A 13,597-nucleotide genomic window follows, 5' to 3' on the forward strand; every position below is an offset into this window, starting at 1 on the left:
AACCTCACTTACGGCTCAGATCCACCCGCGGCTCACCCATGGCTCACCCGCGGCTCACCCATGGCTCACCCGCGGCTCACCCATGGCTCACCCGCGGCTCACCCTCGGCTCAGCCCGAGGACGCCGGCAAGCCGCCGCCACCCCTCCACCGGAAGCCCGGTGGCGGCCCCGTCCCGGACGATCTGAAGGGCGAGATGGTCGGCGCCGGCGGCGAGGAAGGCGTCGATACGGTCGCGTACGCGCGCGTCGTCGCCCCAGGCGTAGACGGCGTCGATCAGCCGGTCGCTGCCGCCGCCGGTGAAGTCGTCCTCGGTGAAGCCGAGCCGCAGGAAGTTGTTGGTGTAGTTGGGAAGCAGGAGATACCGGGAGAAGTGCTCACGCGCGGCACTGCGCGCGATCTGCGGGTCGGTCTCCAGCACGACCTTCAGATCGGGCGCGAGCAGCGGCTGCGCGCCCAGGATCTCGCGGGCCTCGGCGGTGTGCTCCGGCGTGACGAGGTACGGGTGCGCGCCCCCGGCCCGGTCCCGGGAGAGCCGGAGCATCTTCGGCCCGAGCGCCGCGAGCACCACCCGCGAGGCGGGCACCCCGGCCGCGTCGAGCCCGTCCAGATACTCCACCATCGCGGAGTAGGGCCGCTCGTACTGCGCGGCGAGCTTGGCGTGACTGGCCCCGATCCCGAGCACGAACCGCCCGGGATGCGCGGCCTCCAACTCCAGGAACCGGGCGCCGACCTCGGCGGGCGTGTGCTGCCAGATGCTGAGGATCCCGGTGGCAACGACGATCCCGGCAGACCCCTCGACCAACGGCGCCGCGTCCCCCACCCCAGGACTCCCCCCGAACCACACACCCCCGTACCCCAACGCCCCCAACTCAGCAGCGGCCACACCCCGCTCCCCCGCCCCCACGGTATGCAACTCCGAACTCCAGATCCCGTACCGGCCCATGGCGTCCCGCAGAGCAACCATTTCTTGTCTCCCAGATGTCCCAGAGGATGCGTCGGTCAACAATCACTCCAACCCCCCAAAAACACCCCGCATTCCACCCACCCCACCCCCCAACCGAACCAAATGGCCGAACCCCGGCTACCGGGCTCGGCGGCCACTGAAGCGCTCTTCCCGAAGCCACCCGACCAGGAATTCCCACTCCGCCGTGGGGTACGGCCCGACACAGCACCCACAGGGGCAGGCCCCGGACGTGCGGATGCCGGGAACCCCGAGCACGGACCCCAGCACCAGCCGAACCAGCAACCAGCCCCGCCGGGCGAAGGCACGCCGACGGCCACGCCTACCGTTCACAGGCCGCCGCGCCGATCTCTGTGGGCCCTTCGCCATGATCCAAGGCCACGTCACCCGGACACCACCGCCCAGACAGCCTTGCCGACACCGTCACGGCCGGCGACACCCCATGAGTCGGCAACCGCCTCAACAATCAGAAGCCCCCGCCCAGCACAGGCACCGGGCGAAGCGTCCTGCACCTCCGGCCGCCGGGAACAGGCGTCATGCACCTCAAGACGCACCCCACCACCGGGCAGCGCCAGGAACCGCGTCTCGACCTCCCGCCCGGCCGGCACGTGCGCGTGCCGTACGGCATTGGTGACCAGCTCCGAGAGCACGAGCACGGCCGCCTCCTCCACCGAACTCAGTCCCCACAGCGCCAGCGCCTTCCGCAACTCCGCCCGCGCGAGCCCAACGGACCGTGCGTGCCGCTTCCACCTGCGCACCACCGGAGCCCGGCTCACCGCACCGCCCCCGTGCCCGACCCCTGCGCGGCCAGCCACTCCGTCCGCATCAGCAACCGCCGCCTGTACTGCTCCACCCGCTCCCGGCGCTCGACATCCCGCCGGGAACACGGCCACAACAACGCGCTGTGCACTCCCCGCCCCGAGGACCAACAGCCATGCACAAACACCAGCCGAGGCCGAAACTCCACAGGACGCTTCGGAGGGAAGACCACCAGGCAACAGGCCACCCGCCCGGGTTGACGCCGTCGAACGGCCGGAAACAAGCCGCGTAACGGCGACTCGAAGAAACGAACGATAGGGTTCACGACGTCTGACGCTCCTTCAAAGCGTTGGACCACGCCCCGGGACGCCCAACGTCGCCGGGGTTCGCGGTATCCAAGGCCAAACCGTATCGCTATTCGCGAAAAGCAGCAAGGTAGTGTGGCGTGTGCGGCACCCAGACGCTCACCTACCGTGTAGAGCGGCACGGCATGGACAGGGAAATCCGTCAACGACACTGTGAGGACGTCATGAGCACCAACGCCGCCGGTCATTGGGTCAGCACCTCCATGCCCTACCTGACACCACAGCCCCCCGGCGGCCCCGACGCGTGGGCCGCCGAGTCCGCGGCACGGGGCCGGCGCGGCGCGCAACGGATCGTCGGGGCCGGCGAGGTCGCGGCGTCCGACGAGGTCGCGGAGCTGCTCGGGGTCGCGCCGGGCGCGTTCGTCGTCGTACGGCGGCGCGTGATGTACCTGGACGACGAGCCCTGCGAGCTGACCGACACCTACTACCCGGCCGCCATCGCCCGCGGCACCCGCCTCGCCGGTACGGCCAGGATCCCTGGCGGCGCTGTCACCCTCCTCGCCGAGCTGGGACACGTGGGCGTACGCGTCCGCGAGGACATCACCGCCCGCCTCCCCACCCCCGAGGAACGCGAAGCCCTCCAAACCGCCCCGGACGAACCGGTACTCCGCCTGACCCGCACCACCCTCGACGGCGAGGACCACCCCATCCAGGCCGACACCATGACCATGCCCGCACACCGCCAACGACTGCGGTACGAGATCAGAATCGGATGACACCCGTGCCCCGGACCACCGCGCCCCAGACCGGAGAGAACAGGCCCGACCGGCGCTCCCTCCATCAGCGGATCGCCGCCGATCTGCGCGACGAGATCATGACCGGAGACCTCGCCCTGGGCGCTGACCTGCCGTCCACCACACGCCTCAAGGAGCGATTCGACGCCTCGAACGCCACCGTGCAGAAAGCGCTGCAACTCCTCAAGGACGAACAGCTGGTCATCGGGCGCGCGGGCGCCGCCGTAACCGTGCGGGAGCATCGGCAGCTGACCGTACGGCCCGCCTCGTCCCTGGACGTCGCGGACCGCGGCAGGCCGTACCCATGGCTCGCGGAGACCGCGAAGCACGGCGGCACAGCCCGCACCAGACTGCTCGCCGTCGCCGAGACGGCGCCTCCCGCCGATGTGGCGGCGGCCCTCGGACTGCCGTCCGGCGGCACCGCACTCCTGCGCCACCAACTGCTGCTCCTCGACGAGCAGCCGGTCGAACTCGTCCACGCCTACTACCCACTGGACATCGCCCGTGGCACCGCCCTGATGGAACACCGCCGCATCCGGGGCGGAACCCCCGCCCTCCTGACCGAACTGGGCCACTCACCCCGCCTCGGCGTCGACCACGTCTCCGCCCGCGTCCCCACCCAGGAGCAGTACGAGGCGCTCCGCCTCCCCGGCGACCTGCCGGTCCTGCGCACACTGCGCGTCGTGTACGGGCCCGACGAGCGACCGGTCGAGGCCACGGTGATGGCGAAGGCAGGCCATCTGTACGAGCTGCGGTACGAGTTCACTCCCGCTTGAGAACCGCCCCGCGCATGCGCCGGCTGCCAGACTCCTCCGTATGCGGCAGCTCATCGAGAACATGGCCCACCGCCTGGCCGAAGTCCCGGGTGTCGTCGGGGTGATGCTCGGCGGGAGCCGGGCGCGTGGGGAACAGCGGGCGGATTCCGACTGGGATCTGGGGGTGTACTACCGGGACACGCCCGATCTCGGCGCGTTGCGCGCGCTGGCCGGGCCCGGGGTGGAGGTGGCCGGACCCGGGGGCTGGGGGCCGTGGGTGAACGGGGGCGCGTGGCTGCGGGTGGACGGCGTGGCGGTGGACTGGATCCTGCGGGATCTGGACCGGGTCGAGCGGGTGTGGGCGGACTGCCGTGAGGGCCGGTACGAGGTGGGGACACAGCCGGGGCATCCGCTCGGGTTCTGGTCGCCGTGCTACGCGGGCGAGGTCGCGCTGGGGGACGTACTGGCGGACCCGAGCGGTGAGCTGACAGACCTCCGGCGCCGGACCACCGCCTACCCCGAGCCGCTGCGCGAAGCGTTGATGGCTGGCGCGTGGGAGGCGGAGTTCCTGGTCGCCGCCGCGATGAAGGGCGCGCACCGGTCGGACACCCTCTTCGTCTCGCTCTGCCTGTCCCGGGCCGTCGGCGTACTGGTGCAGAGCCTGTACGCCGAGGACCGACGCTGGTGCCTCAACGAAAAGGGCGCGCTGGCCGTCGCCGCGACCCTGCCGAGCGCACCGCCCGACTTCGGACCACGCGTCCGCCGTCTCCTGGGGGCACCCGGCGAGAGCGCCGAGGCGCTGACGGCGACGGTGGCGTCGGCGCGGGTGCTGACCGAGGAGACCCTCGCCACGCTGCGGAACCGCATCCGTCAGGAGAACCGGGCCAGCGGAATAAGGGGATGAGGGGATGAGCAAGGAGATAAGGACATGACAGCCGGAGCCGGGCCGTCCGACAATCGGGGCTATGACCTCAGAGCCTCGGCGCTTCGCCATCCGTGTCGTCGTGCCGACCGACCCCGGAAACGAAGGCGTCGAGGTGCGTCCGCTGGCCGACGGTGAGGACATCGTGGAGCGGATGTTCGACGACGGGGCGGCCATGGACCCCCGGGAGCTGCTGTCGACCACCGAGCCCCTCATCGCGGCGGAGGCTCCGCACGAGGTTCGGCTGGCTCAGGCGCGGTGTGCGGAGGGGTGCTGCGGCGCCCTCTACGTGACGATTCGACGCGAGAGTGACCACGTCGTCTGGGGGCCGTGGCGCAATCCCGCCGACGACGGCATGAACCTGCCGGAGCTTCGCTTCGACGCCGTCCAGTACCGGGCCGAGGTCGAGCGGGCGGTGGCGGATCGTGGGTGGGAGTGGCCCGCCCGTACCGTGGCTCGGCTGCTGGAGGCGGAACTCCTCGCCCGTACGGACTGGCTGACGCGCTGGGAGTGCGAACTGCAAGGCGTCTTCGCCTGGCCTGGGGACGGGAACGGGGATCGTGTCGTCCTCCGCCTTCTCCACCCGGGGCGCGCCGCCATCACCGCCGAGCGCCCTTGGCTCCAGTTCCAGCTGAGGCTGGCCGTATCCCCCGGCGACGACCCGTCGGTTCAAGCGGCGCGGCTGGCCGATCAATTGACGGCCGCCGGCGACCCCCGCGCGGCGGCGGAGGTCTGCGGCGGCTCGGCCGACAACGCCGAGCAGCTCGGCTATCCATGGCTGCCCGGCTCGGAGAAGCCGGGCCGTCGGGCCCGCAGGCTGCCGTTCAGGGCGGGGCGGCGGCCGGAGTGACCCCGCGGTGAAGTTCTTGGCTCAGCTGTTGCAGGTCGGGCACTTCTCCGAGCGCTGTGTGCCGTCGTAGTTGACCTTGACCCACCCCGAACCGCCGCAGGTGCCACAATTCGGATCAGCCATGCTCGCTTCCCTTCGTAAAGCCCATCGTTTGAGCGGCGGATACGGTCGGATCGTCCAGCCATACGTACTGCCTTGACCGCGTCACGGTGAATCCGATGCGATCGAGCCCGGGGCTTCCCCTCTCCTTCCAGCCCCGGTACACCTCCTCGGCCTCGTCCCACAGATCGCGCGGCCCTGTCTGTGTGACCCGGCCGGCCTCCACCGTCGCGAGTGACGTCCCGGAGCTGAGCAGTCCCGCGTCCCCGGAGCCGGAACCCGAGCCGGAGCCGGAACTCCCGGTGGCGAAGGGGATGTCTCCCACCAGGTCACCGAGGAGCACCTCAAGCCCCGGTTCGGTGTGTGCGTGCAGCAGGGGGTCCGGGGCGGTGCGCAGTTTTCGGGTACGTGGCTCCGTGCGCTTCAGGCGGCTCACCGGTCGGCGCTGCGCGCGCAGCAGCATGAACGAGCACACCTCGTGGAAGCTCCCGGACGCGGTGCCGTTCTCGCCCACGGTGAGGCGCAGCAGTCGGGTGGCCGGTGCGTGCGGGAGGACGATGACGCCGCCGGGGCGGGTCTGTTCCACCCAGCGGTACGGAATGTCCCGTACCCCGCAGGTGACATGGACCCCGTCGAACGTCGCGGCGGGGTCGGGTATCCCCGCCGTTCCATCGCCGACCACAAGGCGGGGCGCCATGCCGACGGACCGCAGATTCCGCTCCGCGACGGCGGCGAGAGCGGCGTCCACTTCGACCGTCGTCACGTTCTTCTGGTCGCCGGTCACGTACGAGAGGAGCCCGGCGGTCCATCCCGTGCCCGTGCCGATTTCCAGGATCCGGTCGCCCTGCCCGGGCCCGAGCCGCCGGAGAAAGGCCGCGACGAGGGACGGGCTCGAAGCGGAGCACGTGGGTGCGAAGGTCTTCGCCGCGTTCTCGGCGGTGAGCGGGCTCTCCCCGTCGTCGAGTTGCGTATAGATCGCCGCATCCGACGAGACGGCCCGCCACCACACCTCGGGGTCGGCGTCCCGGTCGATCCAGCGCCCGCGCGTCGCGCCGGAACCGGCACCCGCGGGAGTGCCCGCGGCCCACGCCTGCCGAGGGATGAACGGATACCGGGGTACATGAATCAGCGCGTCCGCGAGATGAGCCGTACGCCGTGCCAACGCTTCCACCACGCCCCCCTACCGACAGCCCCTGTCGAGATCGCCGCACTCAGTCACTACACCCAGGCTGCCCACTACGGAGAGTATTCAATCCACCACCCAGAGCGGCAGAGGTGGGCGACAAAGAAGGGGCCTTCCTCGTGTGAGGAAGGCCCCTTCTCGCATGGAGCGCCCGGCAGGCCTTGCACCTACATTTCCCACCGGCAGGTGGGCGTCTTTCCTTGGACCACAGACGCGCGACTTCGTTTGCGTGAACCGAAGTTACACCATGATCATACATGATGTGCGGGCGCTCAATGCCGCCCGGAAGCATGTCGTCCGCCTCGGCCCGGTGCGACACTTCCGCCATGACGGAGACGGAGAAAGGCTCCGAACGGCCCTCCTTCGCCGAGGACTTGGCCGTCGCCGTACTGATCCCGCTGCTCGATCTGGCGGTCGTCCTTCTCGCCCTCTACACACCGCTCTGGGTGTTCGGCCCGAAGGGCCCGCTGCCTCTGCCCGTGGACGTCGTCTACACGCTGTTCCTGCTGATGGTGGTGTTCCTGGTGGTGGCCGCCGGGCGCAGTGTGTACGTGCTGTACCGGCGGCGGTGGCGGGTGGCCGGCACCGTACAGGTCCTCGTCCTTCTGGGGGTACCCCTGCTGCTGGCGCTCACCCGGTAGCACTCCCCCGGTCACCCCTTCCGTCGGCGCGCCTCGATCATCGCCTCCTTGAGCGCCCATCCGTCCGCCACCGGACCCACGTGCCCCAGCTTGTCGGGATTGACCACCGAGTGGATCGCCCGGATCCGGCCGTCGCCCACATCGAGCGCCATGGTGCCGATGACCTTGCCGTCCCGGTCGCGGATGAGTACGCCCGGCAGGCCGTTCACCTCGCGCGCGCCCAGCGTCACATCGATCAGCGCGAGCTGCGGCAGGTACGCGGCGAGCAGCCGGGCCACCTTGTCGGCGCCGACGATGTTCCGGGCCAGCTGCGGCGCCTTGCCGCCGCCGTCCCCGACCAGCTGGACATCGGCGGCGAGCAGCTCCCGCAGACCGTCGACGTCGCCCTCCCTGAGCGCGTCGAAGAACCGTGCCGCCAGCTCCTCGCGCTCCCGCCGGTCCGCGTCGAACCGGGGGCGCCCCGCCTCCATATGGCCCCGCGCCCGTACCGCGAGCTGCCGGCAAGCCGCCTCCGAGCGCCCCACGGCCGGGGCGATCTCGGGGAAGCCGAACCCGAACACCTCCCGCAGCACGAAAACCGCCCGTTCGAGCGGACTGAGCCGCTCCAGCAGCAACAGCGCCGCCATCGACAGCGAGTCCGCCAGCTCCGCCGAGCGCGCCGGGTCCTCGTAGGGGTCGGTGAGCAGCGGCTCGGGCAGCCACTGCCCGACGTACCGCTCCCGCCGTACGCGGGCCGAGCGCAGTACGTCGATCGAGATCCGGGTGACCACGGCCGAGAGGAACGCCTTGGCCGACGCGGGACGGGTCGGGTACGTCTCGTAGCGCAGCCAGCTCTCCTGGACCGCGTCCTCGGCCTCGCTCACGCTGCCGAGGATCCGGTAGGCGATCGAGAACAACAGCGGCCGCAGCTCCTCGAACTCCTCGGTCCGAGTGGTCTGGGTGGCCCCGTTCTCCCGCGTCATCGCGACTCCTCCCTGAAGATGCTGTCCTCAGGACACGGGACGAGACAGCCCCTCCGTCCGTGACATGCCCGGACGTTACGGAGCGCTACGCCTTGGCGACCTGCTGGATCCGCACCATGTTGCCCGAGGGGTCACGGAACGCACAGTCCCTCGGGCCCCAGGGCTGGTCGGCCGGCTCCTGGAGCACCTCGGCGCCCGATGCCCGTACCCGCTCGAAGAGCGCGTCCAGGTCGTCGGTGCTGAAGCCGACGTTCTGAAGGGCACCTTTGGTGACCAGCTCCTGGAGCCTGTCGCCGTCGGCCTGGGAACGGCCACCGTGCGGCTGCGAGAGCACGATCTCCAGGCCGGGCTGAGTGGGGCTGCCGAGGGTGACCCAGCGGAATCCGCCGGAAGCGACGTCGTTGCGGACTTCGAGGCCGAGTGCGTCGCGGTAGAAGCCGATCGACTCATCCGGGTCGTTTACGGTGATATGCGCATACTTGAGTGCGATGTTCATGCCGCCCACGTTAGGCGGCGGCCGTGCGGCCCGCTTCTTGAATCCTGCTCGACGAATTCGACGGGTTCGACGGGTTCGACGGGTTCACCGAGGACCCACCCCCCGGCTTCCTCGTCGGGCGCGTCTGCGTCTTCGCCACGCACGGCGGCATCGCCACCACCGCCGAGTGCTCCCGGCGGCGGTACGCGCTCGGTGTCTCCCCCACCAGCTCGCTGAAGCGCGAGCTGAACGAGCCGAGCGACGTACAGCCCACCGCCATACACGCGTCCGTCACGCTCATCCCCCCGCGCAGCAGCGCCATCGCCCGCTCTATCCGGCGGGTCATGAGGTAGCTGTACGGCGTCTCCCCGTACGCCGCCCGGAAGCGTCGCGAGAAGTGCGCCGGCGACATGAGCGCGCGGCGCGCCATCGCGGGCACATCGAGCGGACGCGCGTACTCGCGGTCGATCAGATCCCGCGCCCGGCGCAGGTGCGCGAGATTGGCAAGCTCTTCCGGGGTCATGAATCGAAGCTACCACCGCCCACTGACATCACCCCTGACCTGCATGAACAGCAAAACAACGGTGCCCGCTCGCCTTCCCCGGAGGGAGACGAACGGGCACCGCCGGCAAGACCGAGGACCAACCGCCTCAGCGGCGTCTGCGCGCCCCCGTGCCCGCCCCATCCTTCGCCGCGTCCCTTGCCGCATCCTTCGCCGCGCCGTTCGGCCACCACCTGGGCCGCCGTTTCGCCGCCACGTCCTCCACCCATCCCATCGCCAGGATCGCCAGCCCGATCAGCGGCCAGACCAGCACCAGCGGCAGCACGTCGTACGAGGCGTTCAGCTCCGAGGAGTACGCGTCGATGCCGGGGATGTTCCAGAGCTGGTCGATGAGCGGGAACGTCGCCAGGATCATCAGGTTGTGCCAGAGGTAGATCGTCACGGCCCGGTTGTTGGCGAGCGTGACCACCGAGTCGAACTGCGCCAGCCTCCCCGGCAGTTCCTTCCAGGACGGTGAGTACTGGAGCAGGATCGCGCAGAAGCCCAGCGACCAGGCCGCCTGGGCCAGCGGGATCTCGTCGAAGTTCCAGCCCTCGTCGGTGAGATGCCCGGCCGCCCACCACAGGGCGAAGGCCATCAGGAAGAAGGACAGCGAGACGGTGAGATAGCGCGGCACCTTCTGGAACAGGCCGTCGTTGTGGGCGAAGCCGAGCACCCAGCACGCGCCGTAGATCGCGAAGTCGATGACGATCTGCCCGGCCTCACCGGGGATGGTCACCAGCTCGCTGCTGACGATCGCCGTCAGCACGACCGGGAAGAGCAGCGTCACCCACGGCAGCCGGCGGAACGCCCGCAGCAGCAGCGGCGACAGCAGGACGAACCACAGATACGCGCGGATGTACCAGAGCGGCCCGGCGACATCCTCCGCCCAGGTCGTGTCCAGATACGCGCTGCTGCCGTCGCCGCTCTCCTCCGGATACGGCGGGGCGCCCAGCGGGAGGAAGTAGTTGGCCAGTTTGAGGAACCACCAGACCCCCTCCTCCCGTACCGGCTTCCAGCCCATCACGAACATCAGCGGCACGGTGAGCACCGCGAACGCCCACATCGGCGGCAGCAGCCGGCGGAGCCGGCTCCGTACGACGCTCCAGGGGGTACGCCGCGACAGCGACCGCGCCATCAGCGACCCGGCCAGCGCGAACATGACGCCCATGGACGGGAAGAGGATCGTCAGCCAGGCCCAGCCGAAGATATGGAAGACGACGACACGGACCAGCGCGATGGCGCGCAGCAGGTCCAGATAACGGTCCCGGCCGCCGCCACCACCGGAGGAGGGCTTCTCAGCGGCCTCCGCCACGACGGCCGCATCCGCCGTATCGACCGGAACAGGCGGAACAGCCGGAACAGCCGGAACAGAAGGAGACGGTCCAACGCCGCTCATGCCACCGGCCTCCGGTCCTTCTCCACACCGCTCCCCGACGCGGAACTCGCCGCCGAACCCGCCCCCGGCGCCGCCTCCACCACACCCGTACGGCGCAGCTTCTGCCACCGCAGCCGGCCGCCCGTCAGCGCGGTGATCCACGACTGGAGCAGCACCACGTACATCAGCTGCCGGTACAGGATCTGCTGGAGCGGCAGCGATATCAGATGCGTCATCCGTTCCTTGTCCAGCCGGAAGGCGTACGCGGCGCACACCAGCTGTACCGCCAGCACCCCCAGCCACGCCCCGATCGTCTTCTCCGTCGGGCCGAAGACCAGCCCGTACAGCAGGAACACGTCGATCAGCGGCGCCAGCAGCGGCGCCAGGACCATGAACAGCGAGACCAGCGGCAGCCCGACCCGGCCGAAGCGCCCGGAGGGGCCGCGTTCCAGGAAGGCGCGGCGGTGCTTCCAGATGGCCTGCATCGTGCCGTAGCTCCAGCGGTAGCGCTGGGACCACAGCTGCTGTACGGACTCGGGCGCCTCGGTCCAGGCGCGGGCGCGCTCGGCGTAGACGACGCGCCAGCCGTCCCGGTGCATGGCCATGGTGATGTCGGTGTCCTCGGCGAGGGTGTCCTCGCTCATCCCGCCGACGCGCTCCAGCGCGGTCCGCCGGAAGGCGCCCACCGCGCCGGGGATGGTGGGCATGCAGCCGAGCATGTCGTACATACGGCGGTCGAGGTTGAAGCCCATCACGTACTCGATGTGCTGCCAGGCGCCGATCAGGGTGTCGCGGTTGCCGACCTTGGCGTTGCCGGCGACCGCGCCGACGCGCGGGTCGCCGAAGGGCTGGACCAGCTCGCGCACGGTGGACGGTTCGAAGACGGTGTCGCCGTCCATCATCACGACGATGTCGTGACTGGCGTGCGCGATGCCGTTGTTGAGGGCGGCGGGTTTGCCGGAGTTGGGCTGGCGTACGACATGGACGTTGTCCAGCCAGAGCGCCTCGACGATGTCCGCGGTGCCGTCGTTGGAGCCGTCGTCGATGACGATGACCTCGATCGGATGCTCGCTCGCCGTCAGGGAGTTGACCGTATTGGCGATGCACTCGCGTTCGTTGTACGCGGGTACGAGCACGGTGACGGGCTCGGTGACGGGCTCGCCCCAGCGGAAGTCGCGGCGGCGGACCTTGCGCGCGTGCGCGAAGGAGAGCACCAGCATCAGGCCGAACCGGGCGATGACCAGGGAGCCGATGATGGAGAGCCCGACGACCAGGATCGCGGTGACATTGCCGGAGAGGGCGACGGCGGCGACCCATGCCTTGCCCTTCCAGAGGTCGACGCCGGTGACCGGGGTGTGGGCGCTGGGGGCGCCGAGGGCCTCGGTGAGGTTGCTGAAGCGGAAGCCGCGCTTCTTCATGTCGGGCAGGAAGCGGTCGAGCGCGGCGACGGTCTGCGAGCGGTCGCCGCCGGAGTCGTGCATCAGCACCAGTGAGCCCTTGGTGCCCTTGGGCGTGGCCCGCTCGATGATCGCGTCGACGCCGGGCCGCTTCCAGTCCTCACTGTCGGTGTCGTTCAGTACCGTGATGTAACCGAGGCTGCCGATGTACTCGGTGACCGGCCAGGTCTTGTTGTCCATCGCGCCGGCGAAAGAGGAGTACGGCGGCCGGAAGATGGAGGAGCGGATGCCCGCCGCGCCGGCGAGCGCCAGCTGGTTCTGGGAGAGTTCCCAGTCGATCCGGGAGGGGGTCTGGAGGGAGAGGTCCGGGTGGTTGAAGGTGTGCAGGCCGATCTCGTGGCCCTCGGCCACCATCCGCTTCACCAGCTCGGGGTAGCGCGAGGCCATGGTGCCGGTGATGAAGAAGACGCCGTGGGCGTTGTGCTGCTTGAGCTTGTCGAGGACCTTGGGGGTCCACTCGGGGTCGGGTCCGTCGTCGAAGGTCAGGACGAGCTGACGGTCGGGGATGTCGAGGGACTTGGCGGGGCCGGTGCCGCGCGCGTCGATGACCGGGCCGCCGCGCAGGATGTGGTCCGGCACCTGCCCGGTGGGCGCGGGGTCCCGGACCCGGTGGTCGGCGAGGATCTCGCTGTGCACATAGCCGCGCAGCATGAGCATGGCGAGCAGTGCGACGAGGATGAGCGAGGGCAGCAGATAGCGCATCGGCAGTCTGCGCCGGGGGCCGCGCGGGCGCTTGCGCGCGCGGGCCCGCTTTCCGGAAGTCGCCATCTAGCGCGCCCCCTTCACGGCCATGGCCTGATCGCCGTCCACCCCGGGCGCGGGCTCCTCGGAGGTGCTCGGCTCCACGGGGGACGCGTCCGGTTCGACGACCGGCGCGGAGGTCGTGGGCACACCGCCGCCGGAGCCGGGCGGCACACTCTCGTCCGGGCCCGGCACCGGGTCCGTGCTGGGCTGCGCCGACATGTCGGCGGAGGGCGAGAACTGGGGCGCGGGGATCGACGAGGAGGGTACGGCCTGACCGGCGGTGCCCACCACGGCGGTGCCCGACGGCCGGGGCACGACGACCGTGCCCGGGTCCGTGGCCGTGGTCCCGGCCGAGGGCTCGACGGGGTCGGCGGTGGCGGTGGGGCTCTCGGTGGCCTCGGGCCGCACCTTGACCGTGTCGGCCTTCTTCTTGTCCGCGCCGGGTATCGGGAGCCAGGGGGCGTTGGAGTCGCCGCCGACGAGGGCCGCGACCACGGTCATGGCGTAACAGGCACACGCGATGGCGACGACCCAGCCGGCTCTCCGGAGCTTCTTGCTCCGCCGCCCGCTCTCATCGACGAACACCGGCCCGTCGGCCGCCTCGGGGCCCTCGGCCGCTATGGCCGGCAGAGCCGCCGTCTCCTCCACGGGCCTGGTGCCCGCGGGGAGTTCGGAGAGCTGACGTCCCAGACCGTCCAGCTCGACGGTGACGTCATTCGGCTCGTATATATGCCCATGAGAGGCATCTTTTCGCCAATTATCCACTGCTG

The 13,597-nt window shown here is 70.3% G+C and carries 14 protein-coding genes; 5 read left to right on the forward strand and 9 right to left on the reverse strand.

The genetic code is table 11. The features are described from left to right. Positions 1-98: 98 nt before the first annotated feature. On the reverse strand, positions 99-965 hold the full coding sequence (locus DVK44_RS10845; protein WP_114659485.1) for an LLM class F420-dependent oxidoreductase: 867 nt from the start codon (positions 963-965) through the stop codon (positions 99-101). A gap of 380 nt (positions 966-1,345) precedes the next feature. Continuing rightward, positions 1,346-1,855, reverse strand: a complete 510-nt coding sequence (locus DVK44_RS10850) for an ATP-binding protein (RefSeq protein WP_331461590.1) — start codon at positions 1,853-1,855, stop codon at positions 1,346-1,348. 395 nt (positions 1,856-2,250) lie between these two features. Between DVK44_RS10850 and DVK44_RS10855 the strand changes: the two genes are divergently transcribed. From DVK44_RS10855 to DVK44_RS10870, 4 genes are all read left to right on the forward strand, one after another. Further along, positions 2,251-2,802: a GntR family transcriptional regulator gene (locus DVK44_RS10855; protein WP_114659487.1), complete on the forward strand. Its 552-nt coding sequence runs from the start codon at positions 2,251-2,253 to the stop codon at positions 2,800-2,802. 5 nt (positions 2,803-2,807) lie between these two features. Then, a complete protein-coding gene (locus DVK44_RS10860) occupies positions 2,808-3,596 on the forward strand; it encodes a GntR family transcriptional regulator (RefSeq protein ID WP_408055306.1) in 789 nt (262 codons plus the stop codon). 40 nt (positions 3,597-3,636) lie between these two features. Continuing rightward, positions 3,637-4,479, forward strand: coding sequence for a DUF4037 domain-containing protein (locus DVK44_RS10865; protein ID WP_114659489.1), 843 nt, complete (start codon positions 3,637-3,639; stop codon positions 4,477-4,479). A 61-nt stretch (positions 4,480-4,540) separates the two neighbouring features. After that, positions 4,541-5,347, forward strand: a complete 807-nt coding sequence (locus tag DVK44_RS10870; protein WP_181957443.1) for a hypothetical protein — start codon at positions 4,541-4,543, stop codon at positions 5,345-5,347. Positions 5,348-5,462: 115 nt separating this feature from the next. Here the strand turns inward: DVK44_RS10870 and DVK44_RS10875 are convergent, their stop codons facing one another. Further along, a complete protein-coding gene (locus DVK44_RS10875) occupies positions 5,463-6,617 on the reverse strand; it encodes a methyltransferase domain-containing protein (protein WP_162793772.1) in 1,155 nt (384 codons plus the stop codon). Between the two features lie 338 nt (positions 6,618-6,955). Between DVK44_RS10875 and DVK44_RS10880 the strand changes: the two genes are divergently transcribed. Further along, entirely contained in the window at positions 6,956-7,270 is a 315-nt protein-coding gene (locus tag DVK44_RS10880; protein WP_162793774.1) for a hypothetical protein, read from the forward strand. Positions 7,271-7,281: 11 nt separating this feature from the next. On the opposite strand, the gene DVK44_RS10885 is transcribed toward DVK44_RS10880, so the two are convergent. The 6 genes from DVK44_RS10885 to DVK44_RS37610 all read right to left on the reverse strand — a co-directional run bounded on the left by DVK44_RS10885 (position 7,282) and on the right by DVK44_RS37610 (position 13,592). Continuing rightward, entirely contained in the window at positions 7,282-8,232 is a 951-nt protein-coding gene (locus tag DVK44_RS10885; RefSeq protein ID WP_114659492.1) for an RNA polymerase sigma-70 factor, read from the reverse strand. A gap of 85 nt (positions 8,233-8,317) precedes the next feature. After that, positions 8,318-8,728, reverse strand: a complete 411-nt coding sequence (locus DVK44_RS10890; RefSeq protein ID WP_114665050.1) for a VOC family protein — start codon at positions 8,726-8,728, stop codon at positions 8,318-8,320. Between the two features lie 10 nt (positions 8,729-8,738). After that, positions 8,739-9,230, reverse strand: coding sequence for a helix-turn-helix transcriptional regulator (locus tag DVK44_RS10895; protein WP_114659493.1), 492 nt, complete (start codon positions 9,228-9,230; stop codon positions 8,739-8,741). A 127-nt stretch (positions 9,231-9,357) separates the two neighbouring features. Continuing rightward, on the reverse strand, positions 9,358-10,647 hold the full coding sequence (locus tag DVK44_RS10900) for an acyltransferase family protein (RefSeq protein WP_114659494.1): 1,290 nt from the start codon (positions 10,645-10,647) through the stop codon (positions 9,358-9,360). Beyond that, positions 10,644-12,851: a bifunctional polysaccharide deacetylase/glycosyltransferase family 2 protein gene (locus DVK44_RS10905; protein ID WP_114659495.1), complete on the reverse strand. Its 2,208-nt coding sequence runs from the start codon at positions 12,849-12,851 to the stop codon at positions 10,644-10,646. Before DVK44_RS10905 ends, DVK44_RS10900 begins: the two co-directional genes overlap by 4 nt. Then, complete coding sequence (locus tag DVK44_RS37610; RefSeq protein WP_162793776.1) at positions 12,852-13,592, reverse strand: hypothetical protein; 741 nt, start codon at positions 13,590-13,592, stop codon at positions 12,852-12,854. Positions 13,593-13,597 lie beyond the last annotated feature (5 nt).

The sequence above is a fragment of the Streptomyces paludis genome, from assembly GCF_003344965.1.
Taxonomy (GTDB): Bacteria; Actinomycetota; Actinomycetes; order Streptomycetales; family Streptomycetaceae; genus Streptomyces; species Streptomyces paludis.